The following is a 24,298-nucleotide window of genomic DNA, read 5'->3' on the forward strand; positions in this document are numbered from 1 at the left end:
CCTGAATTCGGCTTGCTAATGGAATCGGGTTGCTGCGTCACACCCTTCGAAGGGTATGCAGGGCGCGGTCTGTGCCGACCGCGCAAGGCATCGGAATGCTGTCTGGCCGGGGATGTGTACCCGGAACCATTCACCAATGAGAACGGATGACGTCTTGAAATAATTAGTCGGCAGGCGGGATCGCCAATGGGGCCGGGGTGTGGCGGCGTGTCGCAGTTCTCAGAACGCACCTTTGTAGCGCATTACTTCTCTTTCTCAATTGACAATCATTATCATTCAACATAATTTGTCGCTCGATGTGTAGGACGGCCCCCTCCCCAGGCGTCCCACTAACCTATTGGCAGCAAGGTGATTTCCATGACGGAACAAGTATCCACAAGCAGGTGCGATTCACCGCTACTTCAGGCATTCGTCGACAATCGACTGATTCTGGTCAAGATTGCAGCGCGCATTACCGGCTGCCGGTCGCGCGCCGAAGATGTGGTGCAGGATGCGTTTTTCCGACTGCAGTCGGCGCCACCGATCACGTCGTCGATCAAGGCTCAACTGAGTTATCTGTTCCAGATCGTGCGCAACCTCGCTATCGATCATTACCGCAAACAGGCGCTGGAACAGAAGTACTCCGGCCCTGAAGAGGAAGGGCTGAATGTGGTCATCCAGGGTGCTTCACCGGAAACCTCGCACATCAACTTTTCGACTCTGGAAAACATCGCCGACGCACTGACCGAGCTGCCCAGCCGCACTCGCTATGCGTTCGAGATGTACCGCTTGCACGGCGTGCCGCAAAAGGATATCGCCAAGGAACTGGGCGTTTCGCCAACCCTGGTCAACTTCATGATTCGTGATGCGTTGGTGCACTGCCGCAAGGTCTCGGGCAGCCGTCGGGATGCGGTGATTGCCGGTCGTCGTTAAGATCTGAATTCGGAGTCAAGCCATTCGCGAGCAAGCTCGCTCCCACATTGGATCTGTGTACGCAGAACCCATGTGGGAGCGAGCTTGCTCGCGAAGACGGACTTAAATTCACAAAGATCCCAAGCCCGATCACCTCACGCCAGTTTGCACCGATCAAAAAACCGCTCACGCCCCAGGATCATCAGCGCCGCACGCTTGTGCGGGAAGTCGAACTCTTTCTCACAGTGAAAGCACTGATTCTGCATATGGCCGATCATCTTCGCGTTGTCGGCCCGAGGCTCAGCGACCACACGCTGAGTGCGCGGATCATCGAGAAACAGGTAATGCACCAGCGCCGATAACCAGCTCGCCACTTTGTGCGGCCCACGGTGATCCTCTTCACCGACCAGCATGTGAATACCGCGATCGTAATTGTCGGCGTCATAAAACGGCGCAATGCGATCTTCCTTGGCCCAGTAGGCTTCGAAATAGGCAAACGGCTGATCATCGAAACAGCCGATCAGCGTCAACGTGTGCGGATCGGCATCGAGCTTGCTCAGGTACTCGCGGTGCTTCTCGAGACTGCCCTCTTCCTGCCAGAAACTGGCAACGCGCGGGCTGTTCTGCCAGCGATTGAAGCGCGGCAGGTCTTCTTCGATTTCGACCGTGCGTAGGGAAATCCACGCACCAAGACGCGCATCGAAACGCCGATACACTTCCCCCCGCGGCTTCACCGGGCGCAGCGGATGACGCTTGCCCTGGCTGATGACCATTTGCTGCGGATAGCTGCCCGTCAGCGAAGTGCCGAGCCACGGTTGCGGCAATTGCCAGAACAGCGTGCGTTCGCAGCGGTATTCACCCGCCACTTCGGTGTTCACCAGCAAGCCACTGAGCAAGGCTTCGGTCGGCGGCTGATCCAGTTGCCAGGTCAATTGCTGGCACGCCGGATCCCGCGCGAACAGCCAGTAACAGGCCGCCCATAACGCCTGCCCGGGCGGCAGCGCAAAGCGCTCATCGAGCTGGATCGGCCCCTTGACCTCCCGATCAAGACGCAGGCGGATCAGCGGTTGCCCGTCCAGGCTAAGGCTCAGACGGCTTTCAGTTGCATCAGCGATCAGTTGACTGCCCGAAGGCAAGGCCAGGGCAGTCAGGTCATTCAGATTGGACATGGGTCGGGCTCACGATAATCGTCGACAGTTCAACGATGTGACGTGAGCCGAAAGGGGAAATTTAGGCTTTGCGGAAAATCAGTGCCTCAGCGATGAGGCACTGGCACCACCGCAATTTTGTAGGGATCGAAAATCTTCAGCATCTCGCCATTGTCGCGCAGGCCTTGCAGCAGTCGGGCAAACGCAGGGCCGGTAATGGGCGCCGTCGGGCGAAGAATGGCGTAATGGTGATAAACCTGATCGATGCGTTGCGACACCAGCAACTCGTCGCGCACCTTCTCGTTGCGCAGCAGGTAATCGCTCAGGTAGGAGCGGGTCACCAGGGCAATATCCGCACGCGAGCGCAGCACCATCAGCAGGTTGCTGTCATGGGAATAGGTCAGCGTGGCGTTGAAATTCTGCGCGAGAAACTTTGGATCGGCATTGAAGTTGGCGAATTCGTAGTGATAACCGCTGAACAGCGCCAGACGCTTGCCGGTGAGGCTCGCAAAGTAACTTTGCTGACGACCGTCTTCGCGTTGCGCGACGAAAATCTCCGCATCCTCAAGGCCCATATCGACATCCGTGTGGGGAATTTCCTTCCAGCCCCAATCGGGATTCTCGAAAATCGCCATGTCGATCCGGCCCTGCTTGAAATCCCCGAATCGCCGCGGAATCGAGGTCGGTACCAGGACAAACTGATAGTCGCTTTGCAGGCGATTAAGAGCCTCGACCAGTTGCGGCAAGAGGCCTGTATCGGCACCGTTTTCCGGGCGAATGGTGTAGGGCGGAAAATGCGCCGCGCCCACCCGAACCAGTTGCGCTGCCTGAGCGGGCAATACCCATGATGCAGCCAGCGCTGCGAGCATCAGCCCCGCGGCCGTCCGGATTGGCAAAGACTTCAAAACACCCCACTCCCCGAAAAAATACCGATCAATGCATTCAAGCTAGGCGGTTTCGCCCAGTTAGCCAGTTTCCCGGCCGGATAGAAAGTCGCTCAACGCTCTTCGAGGACCAGAATCAGCGCCTCATCCGCCAACTGATCGAGGCTCAAACTGCCACCTGCACGGAACCAGGTGGTGGTCCAGGACAGTGCACCGGTGAGGAAACGTCGAGTAATAAATACATCACCGCGGATAAATCCGGCGTCCTTCGCTTCACCCAGCACTTGCAGCCATATGTCTTCGTAAACGTCACGCAAAGCGAGAACCTTGGCCTGGCCGTCTTCGGACAACGAACGCCACTCGTAGACCAGCACGGCCATCGCCTCGCCGCTGCCGCCCATGATCGATTGCAATTCGCAACGGATCAGCGCCAACACGCGCTCACGCACATTGTTGGCATCGGCCAGTGCGGCGCGCATCAACGCAGTGTTGTAGCGGATGGTTTCTTCCATCACCGCACGGAGAATTTCATCCTTGCTTTTGAAGTGATGAAAAATACTCCCCGACTGGATGCCGACTGCGCCGGCCAGATCGCGCACCGTAGTGCGTTCGTAGCCTTTGTTGCGGAACAGGTGAGCCGCCACTTGCAGCAGTTTGCCGCGGGCGCTGTCCGGGTCGGTCAACTGGCCTTGATCGACCAATTCGCGCATGACCCTCAGGGCTTTTTGCTCGTCCACCCGTTCTCTCCTACAGTCGATCAGTCTGTTGCCCCCTGAAACCGCAGGGTTGCGCGCAATTTAAGCCGCCAACGACGACCAAGCAAGCGCTTGGGCAGAAGATAGTTTCAACTGTTTACAAACCAAGCGCTTGCTTGGTAGCCTCCAGACACTTCTGTCGCAGGTTGCTGAGTCGGAGATAAAAATGCCAACCACCGTTCGCATCGGATGCGCCAGCGCATTCTGGGGTGATACATCGACCGCCGCCGCGCAGTTAGTGGAAGGAGGCAAGCTCGACTATCTGGTATTCGACTACCTCGCCGAGATCACCATGTCGCTCATGGCCGGCGCACGCATGAAGGATCCGCAGGCGGGGTTTGCCGGCGACTTCATCGAAGTGCTCACGCCCCTGTTGCCGCAGTTGGCCGAGCAGAACATCCGCGTCATCAGCAACGCCGGCGGAGTCAACCCGCAAGCCTGCGCTGCCGCCCTGCAAGCGGCCTGCGACAAGATCGGTATCAAGCTGAAAATCGCGGTACTGCTCGGCGATGACCTGCAACCCCAATTCAAACAACTCAGCGCCATCACCGAGATGTTCAGCGGCGCCCCGCTGCCGTCGATGTGCTTATCGACCAACGCCTACCTCGGTGCGCCGGGCATCGTCGAAGCGCTGCGCCTGGGCGCCGACATTGTCATCACCGGCCGCGTGGTCGACAGCGCCGTGGTCAGCGCCGCGCTGGTGCATGAATTCGGCTGGTCCTGGCACGATTACGACAAACTCGCCCAGGCCGCGCTGGCCGGGCACATCATCGAATGCGGCGCGCAGTGCACGGGTGGCAACTTCACCGATTGGCGCGACGTGCCGGATTACGAACACATCGGTTTCCCTATCGTCGAAGTCAACGCCGACAGCCAATTCATCGTCAGCAAACCCGAAGGCAGCGGCGGACTGGTCACACCGCTGACCGTCGGCGAGCAGATGCTGTATGAAATCGGCGATCCGCAGGCCTATCTGTTGCCTGACGTGGTCTGCGATTTCACTCACGTCAAACTCCAGCAACAAGGTAAAAACCTCGTTCATGTCCACGGCGCCAAAGGCCTGCCGCCCAGTGATAAATACAAGGTCAGCGCCACGTATCCGGACGGTTTTCGCTGCACCGCCAGTTGCCTGATCGCTGGCATCGATGCGGTGGAAAAAGCGCAGCGTGTCAGTCAGGCGATCATCGACAAAACAGCAGAGATGTTCAGTCAGCGTGGTTGGGCGCCCTACAGCGAAACCAACATCGAGCTGCTCGGCAGCGAAACCACCTACGGCCCCCATGGCCAGCGCCACGACAGCCGTGAAGTGGTGATCAAACTCGCCGTGCGTCACCCGAATAAACAGGCACTGGTGCTGTTCTCCCGGGAAATTGCCCAGGCCGCGACCGCAATGGCGCCGGGATTGACCGGCATCGTCGGCGGACGGCCAACGGTGTATCCGCTGATTCGTCTGTTTTCATTCCTGATCGATAAAAGCGCCTGCACCTTGCAGATTGATCTGGCCGGCGTTCGCCATCCTTGTGCCCTGCCCTCATTGGCAGCGCTCGACAGTGAAGATTTGCCGATTGCCCAGCAACCGCCGAAACCTCAAGGCCGCGCCGATGCCAGCGTGGCGCTGGTGAAACTGGCCGTGGCGCGCTCCGGTGACAAAGGCAATCACAGCAACATCGGTGTGCTGCCGCGCAAGCCCGAATACCTGCCGTGGATCGCTGAAGCGCTGACCCCGGCCGTCATCGTCGACTGGATGAGTCATGTGCTCGACCCGATTCACGGCCGGGTCGAACGCTGGTATCTGCCCGGCACCCACAGCCTGAATTTTCTCTTGGAAAACGCTCTTGGCGGGGGTGGCGTGGCCAGTCTGCGCATCGACCCGCAAGGCAAAGCCTTCGCCCAACAACTGTTGGAAATCCAGATCCCGGTGCCGCAGAGCATCGCCGAACAGCTCGAATAGAGGATGGTTTGCATGGCTTACGCGTCGATTTTCAACGCCGATCTGTTCAGCGGCCAGACCATCATCGTCACCGGCGGCGGCAGCGGCATCGGCCGTTGCACCGCGCATGAACTGGCAGCGCTCGGCGCGAATGTGCTGCTGGTGGGGCGCAAGCCGGAGAAACTGCAAAACGTCGCCGCGGAAATTGCCGAGGACGGTGGCCGTGCGCACTGGAAGGCTTGCGATATCCGTGATGAAGAAGCGGTGAAGCAATTGATGAAAGAACTGATTGCCGAACACGGGCCGATTCACGGTCTGGTCAACAATGCCGGCGGCCAGTACCCGTCGCCATTGGCTTCGATCAATCAGAAAGGTTTCGAAACCGTACTGCGCACCAATCTGGTCGGCGGATTTCTGATGGCGCGGGAAGTGTTCAACCAGTCGATGAGCAAACACGGCGGCAACATCGTCAATATGCTCGCCGACATGTGGGGCGGCATGCCCGGCATGGGCCACTCGGGCGCGGCGCGCTCGGGCATGGACAACTTCACCAAAACTGCCGCGTTCGAATGGGGTTATGCCGGCGTGCGGGTCAACGCGGTGGCGCCGGGCTGGATTGCCTCCAGCGGCATGGACACTTACGAAGGCGCGTTCAAAGCGGTGATTCCCACCCTGCGTGAACATGTGCCGCTCAAGCGTATTGGCACCGAATCGGAAGTCAGTGCGGCGATTGTATTTCTGCTCAGCCCGGCGGCAGCGTTCATCAGCGGCAGCACCTTGAAAATCGATGGCGCAGCCAGCCTCGGCAGCCGTGCATGGCCACTGCACAAGGCCACTCACAGTGAGTCGTTCAATGGCTTCCACCGGGCGTACCTTCCAGACGTGTTGAAGGACAAGGAGTAAGCCATGCCGCAGATCCAGTCCCGACTCGACCCTCACAGTGAGGCGTTTGCGCGCAATCGTGCAGCAATGCTCGCAGCCATCGAGCAAGTGCAGCAGCTCGAACAAAATCTGCTGAATAAAGCAGCCGAAGCGAAGGAGAAGTTCGACAAGCGCGGGCAATTACTGCCGCGCGAACGCCTGAATCTGTTGCTCGATCCCGGCGCGCCGTTCCTCGAACTGGCCAGCCTCGCCGGCTACAAATTGCATGACGACAAGGACGGCAGCTCGGCCGGTGGCGGGCTGATCGCCGGTATCGGTTACGTCTGCGGCATCCGCGCGATGATCGTGGCGAACAACAGCGCGATCAAGGGCGGCACCATCTCGCCGAGCGGCCTGAAAAAGTCCCTGCGCCTGCAACAGATCGCTCAGGAAAACAAACTCCCGGTGATCACCCTCGCCGAGAGCGGTGGCGCCAACCTCAATTACGCCGCAGAGATTTTCGTCGAAGGCGCACGCAGTTTTGCCAATCAGGCACGGATGTCGGCAATGGGCTTGCCGCAGATCACCGTGGTGCACGGCTCGGCCACAGCGGGCGGCGCTTACCAGCCGGGACTGTCGGATTACGTGGTGGTGGTGCGCGGCAAGGCCAAGCTGTTTCTCGCCGGCCCCCCGCTGCTGAAAGCGGCCACCGGCGAAGTCGCCACCGATGAAGAACTCGGTGGCGCCGAGATGCACGCGCAGGTCGCCGGGACGGCTGAATACCTCGCGGAAAACGATGCCGATGGCGTGCGTCAGGTCCGCGAAATCCTCCGCATGCTGCCTTGGAATGAGCAACTGCCGTGGCTGCCGGAGCCGCAATACAAAGAACCGCTCTACCCGATCGATGAATTGCTCGGGCTGATCCCCGACGATCCGAAAAAGCCTTATGACGTACGCGAAATCATCGCGCGCATCGCCGACGAATCCTGCTTTCTCGAATTCAAGGGCGAGTTCGATCAGCAAACTGTTTGCGGCCAGTTGAAGATTCAGGGCCGCGCCTGCGGTTTTATCGGCAACAACGGCCCGATCACCCCGAACGGTGCGAGCAAAGCGGCGCAGTTCATTCAACTGTGTGATCAGAGCCAGACACCGCTGCTGTTCTTCCACAACACCACCGGTTTCATGGTCGGCACCGAATCGGAACAGCAGGGCGTGATCAAACACGGCTCGAAACTGATTCAAGCGGTGGCGAATGCGCGGGTGCCTAAACTGACCATCGTCGTCGGCGGCTCCTACGGTGCCGGCAACTATGCGATGTGCGGACGCGGACTCGATCCGCGCTTCATCTTCGCTTGGCCGAACAGCCGCACCGCCGTAATGGGCGGCGCGCAGGCCGGCAAAGTCTTGCGCATCGTTACCGAAGCCAAACAATTGAAAGACGGATTGGTACCCGATCCGAAGATGCTCGACATGCTCGAACAGGTCACCGCGCAGAAACTCGACAGCCAGTCCACCGCGCTCTACGGCAGCGCCAACCTGTGGGACGACGGGCTGATTGACCCGCGTGACACGCGCATCCTGCTCGGCTATTTGCTCGATATCTGCCACGAAGCCGACATTCGCACGCTGCAACCCAACAGCTTCGGCGTCAGCCGGTTCTGACCGCCACGGATCTTACGGAGAACAATAAAAAATGATCTTCACCCCGGAACACGAAGCCCTGCGCCGCACCGTCCGCCAGTTCGTTGAGCACGAGATCAATCCGCACGTCGATGAATGGGAAAAGGCCGGGCGCTTTCCCATTCACGAAATTTTCCGCAAGGCTGGCGACCTCGGTTTGCTCGGCATTTCCAAACCGGAAAAATTCGGCGGCATGGGTCTGGACTACAGCTATTCGATTGTCGCCGCCGAAGAGTTCGGCACCATCCATTGCGGCGGCATTCCGATGTCGATCGGCGTGCAGACCGACATGTGTACGCCCGCCCTCGCCCGCTTCGGTTCCGATGAGTTGCGCGAAGAGTTCCTGCGCCCGGCGATCAGCGGCGAGCAGGTCGGCTGCATCGGTGTCTCCGAAGTCGGTGCCGGCTCCGATGTCGCCGGGCTGAAAACCACCGCGCGCAAGGACGGCGACGACTACGTGATCAACGGCAGCAAGATGTGGATCACCAACTCGCCGAGCGCCGACTTCATCTGTCTGCTGGCCAATACTTCGGACGACAAGCCGCACATCAACAAGTCGCTGATCATGGTGCCGATGAACACGCCGGGGATCAGCCTCAGTTCGCATCTGGAGAAACTCGGCATGCGCAGCTCGGAAACCGCCCAGGTGTTTTTCGACAACGTGCGCGTGCCGCAGCGCAATCGCATCGGCCACGAAGGCGCCGGGTTCATGATGCAGATGCTGCAATTCCAGGAAGAACGTCTGTTCGGTGCGGCGAACATGATCAAGGGTCTGGAATATTGCGTCGATAGCACCATCGAGTACTGCAAGGAGCGCAAGACCTTCGGCAATGCGTTGATCGACAACCAGGTGATCCACTTCCGCCTCGCCGAATTGCAGACCGAAATCGAATGCCTGCGCGCATTGGTTTACCAGGCCACCGAGCAATACGTGAAAGGTCAGGATGTCACACGGCTGGCGTCGATGGCCAAGCTCAAGGCCGGACGTCTGGGCCGCGAAGTCAGCGACAGCTGCCTGCAATATTGGGGCGGCATGGGCTTCATGTGGGACAACCCGGTGGCCCGCGCCTATCGTGATGTGCGATTGGTTTCGATCGGCGGCGGTGCTGACGAAATCATGCTGGGGATCATCTGCAAACTGATGGGCATTCTGCCGGGGAAAAAGAAATGAGCAGCCTGCCGGATTGCCAGACGCTGTTGCTGGAGCTGCATGGCGGCGTGCTGCACATCACCCTCCATCGACCGGACAGCCGCAATGCGATGAGCCTGCAGATGGTCAGCGAATTGCGCGCGGTGCTGACGGCTGTGCGCGATGACCGTGCGGTTCGGGCGTTGGTGCTCAGCGGTGCCGGTGGGCATTTCTGTGCCGGCGGCGATATCAAGGACATGGCCAGCGCTCGCGCTCAGGGCTCCGAGGCTTACCGCGATTTGAATCGCGCGTTCGGTGCCTTGCTGGAGGAAGCACAGCACGCGCCGCAAGTGCTGATCACGGTGCTGCAAGGCGCGGTGCTTGGCGGCGGTTTCGGGCTGGCCTGTGTCAGCGATATCGCGATTGCCGATCATCAGGCGCAATTCGGCCTGCCGGAAACCAGCCTTGGCTTGCTGCCGGCGCAGATTGCGCCGTTTGTGGTGCAGCGCATCGGCCTGACCGAAACCCGCCGACTGGCGCTGACGGCTGCGCGTTTCGATGGGCATCAGGCGCGGCGTCTGGGGCTGGTGCATTTTGTCGAGCAGGATGCACAGGCGCTTGCCGAGCGGCTCGATGAGGTGTTGCAGCATGTGCTGTGTTGCGCGCCGGAGGCGAATGCGATGACCAAGAAATTGTTGTTGGCCAGTGCCGGGCAGCCTTCGAGTGAATTGCTTGATGAAGCGGCGCAGTGGTTTAGCGAAGCGATGACTGGCGACGAAGGGATCGAGGGCACCATGGCTTTTGTGCAAAAGCGGAAACCGCGGTGGGCCACTTAAAAGCATCGCGAGCAGGCTCACTCCTACATTTGGAATGCGTTCCCCTGTAGGAGTGAGCCTGCTCGCGATGAGGCCATCGCATTCACCGCCAAATACTCAGGAAGATCATCATGCCCGCCATCCAGAAAATCCTGATCGCCAACCGCGGTGAAATCGCCTGCCGCATCCAGCGCACCGCCCAAGCGCTCGGCTACCGCACCGTCGCCGTCTTCAGCGACGCCGACGCCGAGGCGCTGCACGTCAAAATGGCCGATCAGGCCGTACACATTGGCCCCGCCCCCGTGCAGCAGTCCTACCTGAATATCCCGGCGATCCTCGACGCCGCCCGCCGCAGCGGCGCCGACGCCATCCACCCCGGCTACGGTTTTCTCTCGGAAAACGCCGAGTTCGCTCGCGCCTGCGAGCAAGCCGGGCTGATCTTCATCGGCCCCAGCGTCGAAGCCATCGAATTGATGGGCAGCAAACGCCGCTCGAAAATCGCCATGCTCGAAGCCGGCGTACCCTGCATCGCCGGTTATCAAGGTGCCGAACAGGACGACGCCACCCTCCTGCGTGAAGCCGAGCGCATCGGCTATCCACTGATGATCAAGGCCAGTGCCGGCGGCGGTGGCCGTGGCATGCGTCTGCTGCACAACGGCGCTGATTTGCCGGCGCAATTGCGTACTGCGCGCTCCGAAGCACTGAACGGTTTCGGCAGCGACGAATTGATCCTCGAACAGGCATTGATCGAACCACGGCACGTCGAAGTGCAACTGTTCGGCGATCAACACGGCAATCTGATCTACCTGGGCGAACGCGACTGTTCGATCCAGCGTCGCCACCAGAAAGTCATCGAAGAGGCACCTTGCCCGGTGATGACCGTTGAGCTGCGCCTAGCCATGGGTGAAGCGGCGCTCAAGGCTGGCCGCTCGGTGAATTACGTCGGTGCCGGCACGGTGGAGTTTTTGCTTGATGAGCGCGGACAGTTCTACTTTCTGGAGATGAATACACGCCTGCAAGTCGAGCATCCGGTGACCGAATTGATCACCGGGCTGGATCTGGTGGCGTGGCAAATATTGGTTGCCGAAGGTCAGCCATTGCCGCTGACTCAGGATCAGGTCCAGCTCAACGGGCATGCAATGGAAGTGCGACTCTATGCCGAAGATCCAGCACAGGATTTTCTGCCGCAAACCGGCTGCATAGAAGCTTGGGAGCCAGCGCTTCGACACGGCGCACGAATCGATCATGGCTTGCTGGAAGGGCAATCGATCAGCCCGTTTTACGACCCGATGCTCGGCAAAATGGTCGCTTTCGGCGCCACTCGCGAAGAGGCTCGGCGCAAACTGTTGCGCGCGGTACAGGACACGGTTTTATTGGGCGTGCAAAGCAATCAACGCTTGCTGGCCAGCCTGTTGCAACATCCGCAGTTCATCAGCGGCGAATTCAGTACCGCGTTCATTGCCCGCCACTTCAGCGAACACCCTTGCTTGCACCGCTACATTCCGGATGCCGAGGAACTGGCGATCGCAACAGTGCTTTTCTATCAATCCAGCGCCCTGGCCCATCGCGCGCCGCTCACCGGCTGGCGCAACAATGCCAGTGTGCCGCTGCATTATCGACTCGGGCTTGATGATCAGAACTGGACAGCGCAACTGCTCGCGCAAGCGCAAGGCGCCTTCACCGTGCAGGTTGCCGAACGCACGCTCGAGTTAACACTCATCGATCAGGACGCGCAGTCGCTGACACTGGAAATCGACGGTTTGCGCCAGCGTCACGCGTATCGACTGGTTAACGGGCACCTTTGGCTGTTCACCCACCCCGGCAGTCTGCGCCTGGAGGATCGAACTCACGCGGTAATCGACAGTCAGACCAGCGTCAGCTCCGGCACCCTGAAAGCGCCGATGGACGGTGCCATCATCGACGTACTGGTCAGCGAAGGCAGCCCGGTCAGCAAAGGTCAGTTGCTGGTGGTACTGGAGGCAATGAAAATGGAGCACCCGCTCAAGGCCGGCATCGACGGCGTGCTCACGCGGGTGCAGGTCAAGGTCGGCGATCAGGTAAAAAATCGTCAGGTTCTGTTGCAGGTCGAGTAGTCACCCACACACGCTTGCGGGTTTTGACTACGCTCTGAGTTATCAGAACGCGGAAATCAGGAACCCTGCGATGCCCCACTGGCTGGTCATAGATCTGGAAGCCACCACCGATGAGGGTGGCTGGCCGGTCACCGAAATGGAAATTATCGAGATCGGCGCCACCCTGGTCGATCGCGCCGGGCGCGAGCAGGATCACTTCCAGCGCTTCGTCAAACCGTCGCGGCGGCCGTTGCTCACGCCATTTTGTCGTGAACTGACACACATTACCCAAGCCAACATCGACTCGGCGCAGCCGTTGAATGAAGTCTGGCCGGCGTTCGAACGCTGGCTCGCGCAACATCAAACGCGCCTTGAAGGCTGGGCCAGTTGGGGCGATTACGACCGCAAGCAATTACTTCAGGAATGGCAGCGTCTGCAAATCGACAGCGGCTTGAGCCGAGTGCCGCACATGAACCTCAAACAACGCTTCGCCAAGGCTCGGCGCCTGGAACGGCCACTGGGGCTCAACGGTGCACTGCAACTGGCTGGCATGCAGTTCAGCGGTCAGCAGCACCGGGCACTGGAGGATGCGCGCAACACTGCGCGGCTGTTGCCACTGGTCTTGCCACTCTAGGGTCAATTCGAGAACTCATCGGACAGACGCCGGGCAGGTGACGGCGCCAAAAGCCTTGTGCATACTGGCCGCCTCCAATTTTTAGCCCTTTTCGAGGAATCGCCCATGTTTAAAGTCAACGAGTACTTCGACGGCACCGTCAAGTCGATCGCCTTTGGCACCGCTGAAGGTCCGGCGACCATCGGCGTCATGGCCCCGGGCGAATACGAATTCGGCACCGCTCAGCGTGAAATCATGCACGTGGTGTCTGGCGCACTGACCGTCAAACTGCCAGACAGCAGCGACTGGGAAACCTTCGCCGCTGGCAGCCAGTTCAACGTCCCGGCCAACAGCAAGTTCCAGCTGAAGGTTGCGGTCGATACCGCTTACCTGTGCGAATACCGCGGCTAAAGCAACGGTTTCACTGCACCAACAAAAATGCCCGTGTCCAAGGACACGGGCATTTTTCGTTTCAGGGGCGGTTTATTCGAGGATTTCCACCGGCATTCCGACTTCCAGCCGACCATTGCTGTCGTTCACCAGATTCTGGCCGAACATCGCGCCGTCGGCTTGAGCACGATATTTCTGCAAGGTGGCCAACGGCTCGCGATCGGCACTGCGCTCACCGGTTTGCGGGTCGATGGTGGTGAGAATGCAGCGCGAGCACGACTTGACCACACGGAACTCGACATCGCCGATGCGAATGCGCTTCCAGCCATCTTCGGCATACGCTTCACTGCCCTCGATCACCAGGTTCGGCCGAAAGCGCAGCATTTCCAGCGGACGACCGACTCTGTCCGAGAGATCCTGCAGGGACGCCTCACCGATCAACAGCAGGGGAAATCCGTCGGCGAATGCGACCTGATCGTCATCCTTGCCGAAACCTGCCTGAGTCATGCGGGCACGATCCAGCGGCACCTGCACCAGACGGGTCGGCTTGCCGATGAAATCGCTGACCCAGCGCGCTGCTTCTTCGCCGGCATCCGGCACGCGCAAAGTGTCACGCCAGATCGTCACACCGCGCAGTTCGGCGTCATTGCCCGGCAAGGCGATGTCGATGGAGGACTGTTCAGGTGCGCTCAGGGTCAGACCGCCCTGCGCATTCCACAGCGCCGACAACTGACTCATCTTCGCTTCGGCGCGCTGGGTCAGGAAGCGGCCGCTGGTTTCGTCCACGAGCATCCAGCGTCGGTCACCATCAAGCCCCAGCTTGTCGAGATCGGCGCTTTTTAGAACGTCGACTTTGCCGGATTTCAACGGGTAACGATAAAGCGCGCTCAGACGCAGCATGGCCAGCTCCCTGGAGGATAAAAACGCCACCCTATACGAGCTTTATCCGCGAATCAAAGGAGTTTGTGCGCTGCAAACCTTGTGGGAGCGAGCTTGCTCGCGAAAGCGGAAATTCATTCAACACATGTGTCGACTGGGAATCCGCCTTCGCGAGCAAGCTCGCTCCCACAGGAGGCTGAAGCGTTAGGATCAAGCCGGGACTTCGTCGAGCATCAGGCGCTGACGCACCACGTCAACCAGTTTGTCCGGCTGGAACTTGGAGAGGAAGTTATCGCAACCGACCTTCTTCACCATCGAGTCGTTGAAACTGCCGGACAGCGAGGTGTGCAACACCACGTACAAACCACGCAGACGCGGGTCATTGCGAATTTCGGTGGTCAGGCGATAGCCGTCCATTTCCGGCATTTCCGCATCGGTGAAGATCATCAGCAGCTTGTCGGTCATGTTCACGCCGGTATCAGCCCAGCCCTTGAGCATGTTCAACGCCTTCAGGCCATCGCTGGCAATGTGCATTTTCACGCCGAGCTGGCCGAGAGTGTCGCGCAATTGCGAAAGCGCCACGTTGGAGTCGTCCACCAGCAGCACTTCACGGCCACGGGCGCGTTCCAGTACCGGATCATCGAGTTTTTCACGCGAGACCTTGGCGTTGTACGGGACGATTTCAGCGAGGACTTTCTCGACGTCGATGATTTCCACCAGTTGATCGTCGACCTTGCTGATAGCGGTCAGATAATGCTGACGCCCGGCACTGGTCGGCGGCGGCAGAATGGCTTCCCAGTTCATGTTGACGATGCGATCCACGCCACCAACAAGGAAGGCCTGTACCGAGCGGTTGTACTCGGTGACGATGATCGTGCTGTTCGGACCCGGCACCAATGGACGCATGCCGATCGCCTGCGACAGATCGATCACCGGCAAGGTCTGACCGCGCAGATTGACCACACCGCAGACAAACGGGTGACGCTGCGGCATCAAAGTCAGCTTCGGCAGCTGCAGCACTTCCTGAACCTTGAACACGTTGATCGCGAACAACTGACGCCCGGCCAATCGAAACATGAGAATTTCCAGGCGATTCTCACCCACCAGTTGCGTGCGTTGGTCTACCGTGTCGAGAATGCCGGCCATCAATGACTCCTGGGCTTGTTCTGATGAATTCACTATGTGAGGTTATCGGCGGCAAATGGCGGTTCTTGATTGCCAAGCCAGACCCCGTCAAAAATGCCATGATCGGGCATTGATGTCACATTAACATCATGCTTTACTGGCGCAGTGATTTTCATCTGCTACATTCTCTGCGGCGCGACCTCGGTTTGCACGGTAGGTTCCCGCGCCTAAGGGATTCCCCTAGTAACAATCAGGCCCAACCTGATATTCGCAATATCCAATAGCCATTAATGTGACGCCATTCTCATTGCATGAACGGAGTCAGGCTATTGTGTGCGATCGCAATTCAGCGGAAACAAGCCCTCTGGAACCCCTCAGTCTGTGCACCTGCACGTCTGGGCGCGATCTCCCGACGATCCATGACCGTCGCCACAAATGGCATTCCCCCATCAGACATGACGTTGTGGAGATAAGCATGCCGATCGACCGTAAAGAGTGGGCGCAAAGGTTCCCCGAATTTCTTGTCGAGGCTGAAACGCTCCTGGCCAAGTCCGAAGAATGCCTCAGCCATTTGCAGCTGATCAGCAATGACAAGGACGCCATCGACTGCATGCTCAGCACCCTCCTCAAGCTCGCGAGCAGGGCTGAAGCACTGGCGCTTGAAGCCATTTGCGAATTCTCCCTGCACATTTACAGCTTGCTCAATCTGGCGCAGGATCACGTCGATCTGCACGAACAAGCCCTGGATGCCTTGAAGGATTGCTTTACGTTGATGGCCTGGCAACTTGAATTGGTCGATCAGAGCACCGGACAGCTGAGCCTTGATGAAAGCGAGCAGATTTCGCTGATTGAAGCGTTCGCCTTCCAAGTCGGCCAGCCGCAATTTCAGCCAGCCCTTTCCCCCAAACGTTTGCCTCTGCCGAGCTACGCAGAGCGACAAGCCTGACAGCGCGCCTCCCTGTCCCAGGAACTCGTCGCCTTACACAGCCCCTGTCGTTATTGAATAGTTCATACCTGCCAGCGACAAATCGAATTAAATAATCACGCCTGACTCAAGCGGATATTTTTCGCCGGACTCAGGGTTTGCCTGTGTCTGAAGAGCACAACTTCAGGTAACGCCGATATCTTTTAATCGACTTCTCCATTATGGAACTCGCGTCCAACATGGCGTAATTCCTGACCCTTTGGACATATATAGCAAACGCGACCAACGGTATGTTAAGTGGTATTATGCCGCCCACTAGTTGCTTTCAAGTTAATGGCACAGTGACTTCAGAGACAGCCATCCAGCAAAGTTGGCGGCCCAATACATTCACTGAACCGCGTTGAAATCAATAACATAATTGACAGCATTTTCAGACAGAGATCCGCCAGCCACCGGCCGGTCTGCCCGCAGCGAACATCCATTGGCTCCATCCGCTATGTACGCCAGCCTCAAGTCAATCTCCACATGGCCACCCTCCCGGGAAAACGCACGCCGGTTCACGCTCATACTGTGTGTGGCAGCCACACTCGGGAGCCTGTTGACCTATGGTTTTTCCGCGCAACTTTGCCTGGGGCTGCTATTGCTGAACATCGCAGCCACCGCCTGCGTCTGGGTGCAATATCGGCTGTCACGCAAATCGATCAAATTTCAGCCACAGGAACTCGCTGATCGCCTCCTGGAAGTCCAGGAAAACGAACGTCACCGCCTCAGCCGAGAGTTGCACGACGATATAGGCCAACTGCTGACCGCCGCCAAACTGCAGAGTGACTGGCTCAAACGGCGCATGCCGGAAGACTTGCAGGAACAATGCACAGCGCTGTGCGACACGCTCGAAGAAACCCTCAACAAGGTGCGCGACGTTTCGGCCATTCTCAATCCACGACAGTTGACCAGTCTGGGTCTTGAGGCGAGCCTGCGTGCACATCTGCTCAAGACAATGGCCAATACCAGCGTGCACTGGAGCCTTGATTGCCAGCAACGCCTCAATGGCATCCCGGAAGAAATGGCCGTCGCCGCCTTTCGCATCACCCAGGAGGCAGTGACCAATATCCTGCGACACGCACAAGCGAAGAATCTGGTGATACGCGTACAGCGCCTGCCGAAAGGCTTGACGCTGATGATCAGCGATGACGGTCTGGGGTTTGCCCCGGCGGCCAATCCTGGTCGTGAAGGACAGCGGGGCATGGCCGGGATGGCCGAACGGATCGAGCAATTGGGTGGCACCCTGAGCGTCGTCAGCGAGCCGGGCAAAGGCACTCGAATCGAAGCACTTTTCCCCTGGGCGCCCCGTGCACTCGAGCGGGCCAGTACGAATAAGGTTATGCGTTGACTTGCAACTTACTTCTGGTGGATGACCACTCGCTGATCAGGGCCGGCGTGCGTGCTCTGGTGCTGGATATTCCCGGTTACGCGGTGATTGGCGAAGCCAATGACGGCTCGCAACTGCTCGAAATGGTCGAGCAACTGAGCCCCGATATCGTGCTCCTGGATATATCCATGAAAGAAACCGGTGGCCTTGAAGCCCTGCAACGGCTCAAGCGTGTGCGGCCGCAAAGCAAGGTGCTGATCCTGTCGATGCACACCGACCCGGCGTTGATCATGCAGGCGCTGGAGTCCGGCGCCTATGGCTACCTGCTGAAGGACACCACAGCCACTGAACTCGAACACGCACTGGAAGCCTTGCGCAACAACGAGCGCTATTTGAGCCCCGCCATCGCCCACACCGTGATCAACCAGGCATTGACCCGCAATCAGAAGCAGCAGCCGGAAACCGCCGACTCGCACAACCTGACCGCGCGACAACTGGAGATCCTGCGCCTGATCGTGCGTGGCAAATCCACCCGTGAAATCGCCAACGGACTGGGCCTGAGCATCAAAACCGTCGAGACCCACCGCTCGCAGATCATGAAGCGTCTGCAAATCTACGACGTGGCAGGCCTGGTGCTGTTCGCCGTACGCGAGCAGATCATCAGTCTTGATGACTGATTGACGATTTAATGGTCAATAGCGGCGAGTCCTTTGGCAGATGGACCTGCAGCGCCGCCGGACGCGCCTCGAAACGCATGCTGTCGCCTTCCAGCGGCTCACCATCAAGATTGATGTAAAGCCCTTCGGACATTTTGATTTCGACCCACGGCAATCGGGTTCGCACGAACATGTTGTCGATGCCGAAACCGTCGCTCAGCAGGTTCTTCAATGTACCGACAAGCTCCTGGGGCGCCGGCAGAATGCTGATATCCAGCAGTCCATCGTCGGCCAGCGCTTGTGGGCACAACACATGCCCGCCTCCGGCCTGACGGCCATTGCCGATGCCCAACGCCAGCAGCTCGCCGCTCCAGTGAAAATCAGGGCCTTGCAACTCGCCGTATGCGGCATGCAGTTCGCTGAATCGTGACAAACCAGTGAACAGATATGCCGCTCCCCCGAGTACTTTTTTCAGATCCTCTGAAGTATTGGCGGTGACCTGACTGCCGAAACCACCGGTAGCCATGTTGAGGAAGATTTGCCCGCCCACCTGACCCAGATCAATATCACGCGGCGCCACCTCCAGAAGCTCAAGGGCCTCCGCCGGTTCCAGCGGAATGCCCGCGGCACGGGAAAAGTCGTTGGCGGTTCCCAAAGGCAAAAGTACCAGGCTGGCTTTGTGCGGATGCGCCGCGAGTGCTTCGGCAATATCGCGCAACGTGCCGTCGCCCCCCCCCGCAATAATCTGTGTGTAACCCTCCGCCAGTGCTTGCTCCACCCATCGCTGGGCATCCCCCGCCTCCCAGGTCAGGCGTACAGCCAGGTCCCAGCCTTGTTGGCGCTTGTTCTCGACCGCGGTGCGAACCGCCTCGTTGAGTGCCTGCTTGCCATGCAGGATCAACAGTGCCCGGCGTTCACTCATAGCGTCACTCCCTGAATTGACTTGGTTAGGTCATCTTGACCGCTGAAGCACGCAAAAGAGCCACCTGTGGCCTAATTAATTCAAGCTCGGCAGAGCGGCGTCCTACATAACCGGTATTTTTTCTTACAAAACATGAGGAATCGGCTCAATTGACCATGCATGGCCATTGGTTCACCGTGTGCTGGCGGTATCAATCATCAATCCAACAACACAAGGAAGTGCAGGTAATGAATGGATACGCCCCCAGGGCTCCGAAGAATTCGATTCGTATAAACGTCGGCCAGCATGTATTTGAAGCAACCAGTGGATGTTTTTATGCCAAGCCCTGAAGCCAGAATTCCAGTGAGCCCGGTCGCCCCTCTCGGCGAAAGTCGCGCGAATCAAAAGCCCAATTTCAAAAACAGCGCCAAGACCACCGGAGAAGTTCATATGGAACCTCGCGTGACCGAACTCGAAACCCATTTGAAATACATTCGACGGGACATGGACGAAGTCCGCAGTGACGTCAGGACAATCAAACACCGTCTGGCCTACTCTGCAGGCGCGACCGCGGTAGTGCTGGGTCTGTTGGGTTGGGTGGCGAACAGCCGATTCGACCAGCTTGTGACACTGGTCAGCAGCTGACCGAATTGCACACGCAGGTGTCGGCTGAGTCGTCCGGCACCTGCGCACGCACAACGGGATCAGCCGAGGAGGTCACTCAGCGGAATAAATGCGACCTGGTCTCCTTCGCTCAGCGTGCGGCCCTCCAGGACCTCCACCAGACCGTCCGCCCAGGCTGCGCTGCGCAGCACACCGGAACTCTGATTGCGGTAAACAATCGCCCGCCCTTGCTCGAGACGTCCTCGCAGGTATTCACGGCGATTGCCCGCAACGGGCCAGGCAAAGCCCGCTGGCACCGGGAATTTCAGAGGCTCGACGCCCTGCACACCCTGACGACGCAACAGATAAGGCCGAGCCAGCAGCGCAAAGGTCACCAACGTAGACGCCGGGTTGCCCGGTAAGCCGATGACCGGCACATCGCGAAAATGTCCGAATGTCAGCGGTTTCCCGGGTTTGATGGCCAACTTCCAAAGGGCCAACTCGCCCTCTTCCCGTAAGGCTATGCCGAGAAAATCAGCTTCACCCACCGATACACCACCAGTGGAAAGTATCAGGTCAACATCCTGCAGTTCCGTCAAACGGGCACGGGTCAAGGACAGATCGTCCGGGAGAATTCCGGCATCGATCACTTCACAGCCCAAACGTTGTAACCAGCTGCATAGAACCACACGATTGCTGTTGTATATCTGCCCCGGTCCCAGCGGCTGACCCGGCTCGACCAATTCATCTCCTGTGGAGATCACCGCCACTCGAACCTTGCGTACCACCTTCAGGCCAGCGCAGCCCAATGACGCGCAAAGGCCTTGCTCGATAGGACCGAGCCGGGTGCCAGCCGTCAGGATCAACTCGCCTGCGGTTGTTTCCTGGCCTTGCGGGCGAATGTTCTGCCCGATTGTCATCCGCTCGATGAAGCGCACACAGCCATCGGCCTGAACCTCCGCGTTTTCCTGCATCTCTACACAATCGGCACCCGATGGTACCGGTGCACCGGTGAAGATCCGCACACACGTTCCAGGCTGCAAGGGTTGAGGAAATTGTCCGGCGAATACCTTTTGACTGACCGGCAGTGGGGTACCCGTCCAGTCGGCCAGATTGAGGGCATAACCATCCATGGCGCTATTGGGCCAGGGCGGTAGATCCAAGGTTGAAACCACATCTTCGGCCAGCACTCGACCCTCGACCCGAGCCAGCGGCAAAAACTCATGCTCGACAATGGGCGAGGCCTCGGCCATTTCCAGCAGGCGCGCCAGCGCTACCTCGACCGGCATCAACGAGCCCGTTTTGCCCGGTTTACCCGCGCGATTCACAAGGTGCCGCCTGTTTCAAATGAGGTACGAAATTGCATGGTCGATGGCGGGCGTCCAGTTGCTCACCAAGAATGCCATCCCACCCTGTACGCACAGCATTGGTCGAACCTGGCAGGCAGCAAACCAGCGTGCCATTGGCCAGACCGGCCAGCGCTCGGGATTGCACGGTCGAGGTACCGATATCAGCCACAGATATCTGCCGGAACAACTCGCCGAAACCATCCACTTGCTTGTCGAGCAGGCACGCTACGGCTTCCGGCGTGCTGTCGCGCCCGGTAAAACCGGTGCCACCAGTGATCAACACAACCTGCACAACATCGTCGGCGATCCAGTTGGCAACTTGCGCGCGAATTTTATAGAGGTCATCTTTGAGCAGAACCCGCTCTGCCAGATGGTGACCGGCGGCCGCCAGGCGATCGACGAAGACTTGGCCTGAAGTGTCGGTTTCCAGGGTTCGGGTATCGCTGACAGTCAGCACCGCAATATTAAGCGGCACGAAAGGTACATCAGCCTTGGCTTTCATAGGCTCGTCCAGTTGTAGGAGAAACAGCCCGGTGTTATATCACAGCGCCCCATTTCTTTGCCGCCCCTCTGGAGAGCTGCCATGACTGTGAATTCGCAACTGCCGCCCTGCTCCATTCTGCTTCTGGCGGGCGGGCGCGGCCAACGTATGGGCGGTCAGGACAAAGGTCTGCTGCAGTGGCAGGGTGAACCGTTGATCGCGCACTTGCAGCGCCAGACTCGTCCGCTGACCGATGACTTGATCATCTCCTGCAATCGGAATCGCGAGCGTTATGCACCGTTTGCAGATCAATTGGTGGGAGATGACGAAGAAGATTTTCCAGGGCCCTTGGCTGGTATCCGCGCAGGCCTGAAAGCCGCGCGTCACCCCCACCTGCTGGTACTGCCCTGCGATGTCCCGAGGATCGATGCCACGTTGCTGCAGGACATGCGCGAAACCGCCAATCTGAATCATGACAAACCTTTAATGTTGCGCCATGACGGGCATTGGGAACCTCTGCTCTGCGTAATTCCGGTGGCCTTGTTGCCGGCCTTTGAGGCAGCGTGGAGTGCTGGGGAGCGCAGCCCCGGACGGGTAATGCGCAGTCTCGGCGCCACCGCGTTGCAATGTCCCGACAATGACCCGCGACTGGCCAACCTCAACACCCCCGAACTGTTAAATGCGCACAACACTGTGTCAGACTGACACCATTCAAGGAACTCTCACGCCTTGTATACGTCTCAAGCTCAGTAACCAAAAGAATTCCCATTCGGAGACACACCCATGACTCAACGGACCCTCGCCACTTTCATGCTCGCACTGGGCCTTGCCACCCTCGCCGGTTGCTCGTCGCCTACAGTGATCACCTTGAATGACGGTCGCGAAATCCAGGCCGTCGACACCCCGAAATACGATGACGATTCGGGCTTCTACGAGTTCAAACAGCTGGACGGCAAAGAAACTCGCATCAACAAGGATCAGGTTCGTACCGTTAAAGAGCTGTAAGCTCTGGGTCGATACCGGATACAGAAAAGCCCGCATTGATTGCGGGCTTTTTCATGGGCGCTCGAAAAACGGCTTCGACATCACCATTGCAACGTGATCCGGCTCTCGAACTCGCGCTCTGCGCCGGTAACCGGATCAATGAACCGCAACCCCTGCGCCAGCAGTTTCAGCGGATTGGCGTAGTCGTCCTCGACGTCCTTCAACACATCCGGATAAAACGGATCGTTGCAGATGCTAGCGCCCAACGCCGTCATGTGGACACGCAGTTGATGTTTTTTGCCCGTCACCGGAAACAAGCCGTAGCGCCACAGATCGCCATTCTTTTCTCTGACCTCCACCGCCGTTTCGGTATTGCTGGCACCGGCGCCTTCCTGCATGCGGAAAAACGGTTCGCCATCCACCAGACGGCTCTTGTGCACCAAAGGGAACTTCAGATCAGGCAGCGCCGGGGCGATGGCTTCATAGCGCTTGTCGATCTGCCGCGTCGGGAACAACGACTGATAGGCTGATCGGGTTTGCGGATTGGCCGAGAAAATCACCAGTCCCGCCGTATGCCGGTCGATGCGGTGCAGAGGCACCAGGTGTGGATTGTCCAAGCGACGAATCAGCCTGCGCAACAAGGTTTGCTCAACGTATTCGCCGGCAGGCGTGACCGGCAGAAAATGCGGTTTGTCAGCCACTACCAGATGTTCATCGGCATACAGGATCGACTCGACCACCGGGATCGGCTTCTCGTCCGGCACTTCACGAAAATAGTGAATCCGCAGACCTTCCTTGTAGGGCAAATCCACCGGGATCGGCTGGCCATGGCCGTCCAGCACACGTCCCCGAGCGATGCGGTCAAGCCACTGCTCACGGTCGATGGCGCTGAAATGCTCGCACAGGCAATCGAGTACGGTCAGCCATTTACCGGGCGGCAGATAAAGTGTGCTCGCCTGATTCTGAGCAGCAGAGAATGTAGATGTGGACATACGGAAATCGAACCCTCAATGCAGGGCGGCATTATCCAGCAGTGAGGGAAACGAACCTAGCGCAGAATGTTCAGGCCGGAATTGTTTTCAGCGCTGCGGCATCGGTGAATTCCTTGAGCCAGCGCAAGACATCGACTGCGTCCCAGCGTCCCGGATCGTATAAGGCGTAAAGCAACCCCTGATAACCGACCACATCCAGTTGCTTGTGGTAACCGGCACGCTGAAACAAGGCCTCGATCTCGGCAAAGCAGGTGTTGAAGTGCAGTTTGTTGAAGGGCGTCTTGCCTTCGGTGACCAACCCGTCCAGGCGCAATTCGAGAACGGCCTCGCGCACCACGTCAACCGACATCCGGTTCACGCTGTTCTTCAACTGTTCGACATTGACCACGGTTCATCCCTCTGACGCATTTACTGTATGCACATACAGTAACCGAACAATCCGCAAAATGCCAAGGAATGGATGGCAGCGGCGACCGGCGGGATGAACCACAAAAGCGGGTTAACCCAGAAACGCGACGACTTCATCAGCACTGAATGGCCAGCCCAGTTCAGCCCCGGTGTCGACGCGACGCAGCACCGGAATTCGCAGGCTGTATGCCGCATACCAAGACTCATCCTCAGCAATATCGACCAATTCAACCAGCAGGCCATGCTCGACAAGAGGCATCAGTTCGGCCTCGGCGACTTCACACAAATGGCATCCAAGGGTGCCAAACAGCTGACATTCAGGAGGCATGATTGCTCAACCAAAAAATGAGTGGGCCTATTCTAGGCCCCACCTGAAAACCCGTCGAGCCACCGCCGCCCAAAGGCTCCAGCGCCCCGACAAAGGTTCACAGGCAAAACCCTGACGCAAATCAGTCCGC

General features: G+C 58.6%; 26 protein-coding genes. 15 read left to right on the forward strand and 11 right to left on the reverse strand.

All coding sequences use genetic code 11. The annotated features are described in order from the left end of the window. Positions 1 to 357: 357 nt before the first annotated feature. A complete protein-coding gene (locus ACW9IR_RS10955) occupies positions 358 to 912 on the forward strand; it encodes an RNA polymerase factor sigma-70 (RefSeq protein WP_016985448.1) in 555 nt (184 codons plus the stop codon). A gap of 134 nt (positions 913 to 1,046) precedes the next feature. On the opposite strand, the gene ACW9IR_RS10960 is transcribed toward ACW9IR_RS10955, so the two are convergent. From ACW9IR_RS10960 to ACW9IR_RS10970, 3 genes are all read right to left on the reverse strand, one after another. Continuing rightward, positions 1,047 to 2,060, reverse strand: a complete 1,014-nt coding sequence (locus ACW9IR_RS10960) for a GNAT family N-acetyltransferase (protein ID WP_095120440.1) — start codon at positions 2,058 to 2,060, stop codon at positions 1,047 to 1,049. Positions 2,061 to 2,146: 86 nt separating this feature from the next. Then, positions 2,147 to 2,944 carry a substrate-binding periplasmic protein gene (locus tag ACW9IR_RS10965; protein WP_095120441.1) on the reverse strand — a complete coding sequence of 266 codons (798 nt, stop codon included), beginning with the start codon at positions 2,942 to 2,944 and terminating at the stop codon, positions 2,147 to 2,149. Positions 2,945 to 3,036: 92 nt separating this feature from the next. Next, positions 3,037 to 3,660 carry a TetR/AcrR family transcriptional regulator gene (locus ACW9IR_RS10970; protein WP_016985451.1) on the reverse strand — a complete coding sequence of 208 codons (624 nt, stop codon included), beginning with the start codon at positions 3,658 to 3,660 and terminating at the stop codon, positions 3,037 to 3,039. A gap of 184 nt (positions 3,661 to 3,844) precedes the next feature. On the opposite strand from ACW9IR_RS10970, the gene ACW9IR_RS10975 reads away from it, so the two are divergent. The 8 genes from ACW9IR_RS10975 to ppnP all read left to right on the forward strand — a co-directional run bounded on the left by ACW9IR_RS10975 (position 3,845) and on the right by ppnP (position 13,189). Further along, complete coding sequence (locus tag ACW9IR_RS10975; RefSeq protein WP_457463164.1) at positions 3,845 to 5,629, forward strand: acyclic terpene utilization AtuA family protein; 1,785 nt, start codon at positions 3,845 to 3,847, stop codon at positions 5,627 to 5,629. A gap of 12 nt (positions 5,630 to 5,641) precedes the next feature. Then, positions 5,642 to 6,511, forward strand: coding sequence for an SDR family oxidoreductase (locus ACW9IR_RS10980; protein ID WP_457463166.1), 870 nt, complete (start codon positions 5,642 to 5,644; stop codon positions 6,509 to 6,511). Between the two features lie 3 nt (positions 6,512 to 6,514). After that, entirely contained in the window at positions 6,515 to 8,131 is a 1,617-nt protein-coding gene (gene atuC, locus ACW9IR_RS10985) for a geranyl-CoA carboxylase subunit beta (protein WP_457463168.1), read from the forward strand. Between the two features lie 31 nt (positions 8,132 to 8,162). Continuing rightward, positions 8,163 to 9,320 carry a citronellyl-CoA dehydrogenase gene (gene atuD / locus ACW9IR_RS10990; protein WP_102900408.1) on the forward strand — a complete coding sequence of 386 codons (1,158 nt, stop codon included), beginning with the start codon at positions 8,163 to 8,165 and terminating at the stop codon, positions 9,318 to 9,320. Beyond that, on the forward strand, positions 9,317 to 10,114 hold the full coding sequence (locus tag ACW9IR_RS10995; protein ID WP_457463170.1) for an enoyl-CoA hydratase/isomerase family protein: 798 nt from the start codon (positions 9,317 to 9,319) through the stop codon (positions 10,112 to 10,114). The genes atuD and ACW9IR_RS10995 overlap by 4 nt, the downstream gene beginning before the upstream one ends. Positions 10,115 to 10,224: 110 nt before the next feature. After that, complete coding sequence (locus tag ACW9IR_RS11000; RefSeq protein ID WP_457463172.1) at positions 10,225 to 12,186, forward strand: acetyl/propionyl/methylcrotonyl-CoA carboxylase subunit alpha; 1,962 nt, start codon at positions 10,225 to 10,227, stop codon at positions 12,184 to 12,186. A 70-nt stretch (positions 12,187 to 12,256) separates the two neighbouring features. Next, positions 12,257 to 12,799, forward strand: coding sequence for an exonuclease domain-containing protein (locus ACW9IR_RS11005; RefSeq protein WP_457463174.1), 543 nt, complete (start codon positions 12,257 to 12,259; stop codon positions 12,797 to 12,799). 105 nt (positions 12,800 to 12,904) lie between these two features. Further along, a complete protein-coding gene (gene ppnP, locus ACW9IR_RS11010) occupies positions 12,905 to 13,189 on the forward strand; it encodes a pyrimidine/purine nucleoside phosphorylase (protein ID WP_003226701.1) in 285 nt (94 codons plus the stop codon). Positions 13,190 to 13,261: 72 nt separating this feature from the next. Here the strand turns inward: ppnP and ACW9IR_RS11015 are convergent, their stop codons facing one another. Together ACW9IR_RS11015 and ACW9IR_RS11020 are read right to left on the reverse strand one after the other, a co-directional pair. Further along, on the reverse strand, positions 13,262 to 14,068 hold the full coding sequence (locus ACW9IR_RS11015) for an MOSC domain-containing protein (RefSeq protein ID WP_110721013.1): 807 nt from the start codon (positions 14,066 to 14,068) through the stop codon (positions 13,262 to 13,264). A gap of 189 nt (positions 14,069 to 14,257) precedes the next feature. Further along, positions 14,258 to 15,193, reverse strand: a complete 936-nt coding sequence (locus ACW9IR_RS11020; protein ID WP_102900403.1) for a chemotaxis protein CheV — start codon at positions 15,191 to 15,193, stop codon at positions 14,258 to 14,260. Positions 15,194 to 15,647: 454 nt separating this feature from the next. Between ACW9IR_RS11020 and ACW9IR_RS11025 the strand changes: the two genes are divergently transcribed. The 3 genes from ACW9IR_RS11025 (at position 15,648) to ACW9IR_RS11035 (ending at position 18,143) form a co-directional block, all read left to right on the forward strand. Next, a complete protein-coding gene (locus tag ACW9IR_RS11025; RefSeq protein ID WP_016985460.1) occupies positions 15,648 to 16,118 on the forward strand; it encodes a hypothetical protein in 471 nt (156 codons plus the stop codon). A gap of 475 nt (positions 16,119 to 16,593) precedes the next feature. After that, positions 16,594 to 17,487 carry a sensor histidine kinase gene (locus ACW9IR_RS11030; protein ID WP_095120450.1) on the forward strand — a complete coding sequence of 298 codons (894 nt, stop codon included), beginning with the start codon at positions 16,594 to 16,596 and terminating at the stop codon, positions 17,485 to 17,487. Then, positions 17,484 to 18,143 carry a response regulator gene (locus tag ACW9IR_RS11035; protein WP_095120451.1) on the forward strand — a complete coding sequence of 220 codons (660 nt, stop codon included), beginning with the start codon at positions 17,484 to 17,486 and terminating at the stop codon, positions 18,141 to 18,143. Before ACW9IR_RS11030 ends, ACW9IR_RS11035 begins: the two co-directional genes overlap by 4 nt. Here the strand turns inward: ACW9IR_RS11035 and yegS are convergent. After that, positions 18,127 to 19,044 carry a lipid kinase YegS gene (gene yegS, locus ACW9IR_RS11040; RefSeq protein WP_095120452.1) on the reverse strand — a complete coding sequence of 306 codons (918 nt, stop codon included), beginning with the start codon at positions 19,042 to 19,044 and terminating at the stop codon, positions 18,127 to 18,129. The two genes, ACW9IR_RS11035 and yegS, sit on opposite strands and share 17 nt — an antisense overlap. 315 nt (positions 19,045 to 19,359) lie before the next feature. Here yegS and ACW9IR_RS11045 point away from each other — a divergent pair, with 315 nt between their 5' ends. Beyond that, positions 19,360 to 19,668, forward strand: a complete 309-nt coding sequence (locus tag ACW9IR_RS11045) for a hypothetical protein (protein ID WP_457463195.1) — start codon at positions 19,360 to 19,362, stop codon at positions 19,666 to 19,668. A 59-nt stretch (positions 19,669 to 19,727) separates the two neighbouring features. On the opposite strand, the gene ACW9IR_RS11050 is transcribed toward ACW9IR_RS11045, so the two are convergent. Together ACW9IR_RS11050 and moaB are read right to left on the reverse strand one after the other, a co-directional pair. Next, on the reverse strand, positions 19,728 to 20,954 hold the full coding sequence (locus ACW9IR_RS11050; protein WP_457463179.1) for a molybdopterin molybdotransferase MoeA: 1,227 nt from the start codon (positions 20,952 to 20,954) through the stop codon (positions 19,728 to 19,730). After that, positions 20,938 to 21,477: a molybdenum cofactor biosynthesis protein B gene (gene moaB, locus ACW9IR_RS11055; RefSeq protein ID WP_095120454.1), complete on the reverse strand. Its 540-nt coding sequence runs from the start codon at positions 21,475 to 21,477 to the stop codon at positions 20,938 to 20,940. Before moaB ends, ACW9IR_RS11050 begins: the two co-directional genes overlap by 17 nt. An 81-nt stretch (positions 21,478 to 21,558) precedes the next feature. On the opposite strand from moaB, the gene mobA reads away from it, so the two are divergent. Together mobA and ACW9IR_RS11065 are read left to right on the forward strand one after the other, a co-directional pair. Beyond that, entirely contained in the window at positions 21,559 to 22,161 is a 603-nt protein-coding gene (mobA, locus tag ACW9IR_RS11060; protein ID WP_110721015.1) for a molybdenum cofactor guanylyltransferase MobA, read from the forward strand. Between the two features lie 78 nt (positions 22,162 to 22,239). Beyond that, positions 22,240 to 22,461 (forward strand): YgdI/YgdR family lipoprotein, encoded by a 222-nt coding sequence (locus ACW9IR_RS11065; protein WP_007908660.1) that lies wholly within the window; start codon positions 22,240 to 22,242, stop codon positions 22,459 to 22,461. Positions 22,462 to 22,541: 80 nt separating this feature from the next. On the opposite strand, the gene ACW9IR_RS11070 is transcribed toward ACW9IR_RS11065, so the two are convergent. The 3 genes from ACW9IR_RS11070 to ACW9IR_RS11080 all read right to left on the reverse strand — a co-directional run bounded on the left by ACW9IR_RS11070 (position 22,542) and on the right by ACW9IR_RS11080 (position 24,168). Continuing rightward, positions 22,542 to 23,432: a pseudouridine synthase gene (locus ACW9IR_RS11070; protein WP_102900399.1), complete on the reverse strand. Its 891-nt coding sequence runs from the start codon at positions 23,430 to 23,432 to the stop codon at positions 22,542 to 22,544. A gap of 70 nt (positions 23,433 to 23,502) precedes the next feature. Beyond that, positions 23,503 to 23,820: a transcriptional regulator gene (locus ACW9IR_RS11075; protein WP_016985469.1), complete on the reverse strand. Its 318-nt coding sequence runs from the start codon at positions 23,818 to 23,820 to the stop codon at positions 23,503 to 23,505. Positions 23,821 to 23,931: 111 nt separating this feature from the next. After that, complete coding sequence (locus ACW9IR_RS11080; protein WP_095120457.1) at positions 23,932 to 24,168, reverse strand: glutaredoxin family protein; 237 nt, start codon at positions 24,166 to 24,168, stop codon at positions 23,932 to 23,934. Positions 24,169 to 24,298: the final 130 nt, after the last annotated feature.

It is taken from the genome of Pseudomonas sp. SDT291_1_S447, from assembly GCF_054070155.1.

Bases quoted from the DNA above. Each gene is read 5' to 3' on its own strand.
- ACW9IR_RS11070 (WP_102900399.1), bottom strand. From the start codon at position 23,432: ATGTCCACATCTACATTCTCTGCTGCTCAGAATCAGGCGAGCACACTT.
- moaB (WP_095120454.1), bottom strand. From the start codon at position 21,477: ATGAAAGCCAAGGCTGATGTACCTTTCGTGCCGCTTAATATTGCGGTG.
- ACW9IR_RS10960 (WP_095120440.1), bottom strand. From the start codon at position 2,060: ATGTCCAATCTGAATGACCTGACTGCCCTGGCCTTGCCTTCGGGCAGT.
- ACW9IR_RS11000 (WP_457463172.1), top strand. From the start codon at position 10,225: ATGCCCGCCATCCAGAAAATCCTGATCGCCAACCGCGGTGAAATCGCC.
- ACW9IR_RS11005 (WP_457463174.1), top strand. From the start codon at position 12,257: ATGCCCCACTGGCTGGTCATAGATCTGGAAGCCACCACCGATGAGGGT.
- ACW9IR_RS11015 (WP_110721013.1), bottom strand. From the start codon at position 14,068: ATGCTGCGTCTGAGCGCGCTTTATCGTTACCCGTTGAAATCCGGCAAA.
- ACW9IR_RS10955 (WP_016985448.1), top strand. From the start codon at position 358: ATGACGGAACAAGTATCCACAAGCAGGTGCGATTCACCGCTACTTCAG.
- ppnP (WP_003226701.1), top strand. From the start codon at position 12,905: ATGTTTAAAGTCAACGAGTACTTCGACGGCACCGTCAAGTCGATCGCC.
- ACW9IR_RS11025 (WP_016985460.1), top strand. From the start codon at position 15,648: ATGCCGATCGACCGTAAAGAGTGGGCGCAAAGGTTCCCCGAATTTCTT.
- mobA (WP_110721015.1), top strand. From the start codon at position 21,559: ATGACTGTGAATTCGCAACTGCCGCCCTGCTCCATTCTGCTTCTGGCG.
- ACW9IR_RS11065 (WP_007908660.1), top strand. From the start codon at position 22,240: ATGACTCAACGGACCCTCGCCACTTTCATGCTCGCACTGGGCCTTGCC.
- ACW9IR_RS11030 (WP_095120450.1), top strand. From the start codon at position 16,594: ATGTACGCCAGCCTCAAGTCAATCTCCACATGGCCACCCTCCCGGGAA.
- ACW9IR_RS10980 (WP_457463166.1), top strand. From the start codon at position 5,642: ATGGCTTACGCGTCGATTTTCAACGCCGATCTGTTCAGCGGCCAGACC.
- ACW9IR_RS10995 (WP_457463170.1), top strand. From the start codon at position 9,317: ATGAGCAGCCTGCCGGATTGCCAGACGCTGTTGCTGGAGCTGCATGGC.
- ACW9IR_RS11080 (WP_095120457.1), bottom strand. From the start codon at position 24,168: ATGCCTCCTGAATGTCAGCTGTTTGGCACCCTTGGATGCCATTTGTGT.
- atuC (WP_457463168.1), top strand. From the start codon at position 6,515: ATGCCGCAGATCCAGTCCCGACTCGACCCTCACAGTGAGGCGTTTGCG.
- ACW9IR_RS11045 (WP_457463195.1), top strand. From the start codon at position 19,360: ATGCCAAGCCCTGAAGCCAGAATTCCAGTGAGCCCGGTCGCCCCTCTC.
- yegS (WP_095120452.1), bottom strand. From the start codon at position 19,044: ATGAGTGAACGCCGGGCACTGTTGATCCTGCATGGCAAGCAGGCACTC.
- atuD (WP_102900408.1), top strand. From the start codon at position 8,163: ATGATCTTCACCCCGGAACACGAAGCCCTGCGCCGCACCGTCCGCCAG.
- ACW9IR_RS11020 (WP_102900403.1), bottom strand. From the start codon at position 15,193: ATGGCCGGCATTCTCGACACGGTAGACCAACGCACGCAACTGGTGGGT.
- ACW9IR_RS10975 (WP_457463164.1), top strand. From the start codon at position 3,845: ATGCCAACCACCGTTCGCATCGGATGCGCCAGCGCATTCTGGGGTGAT.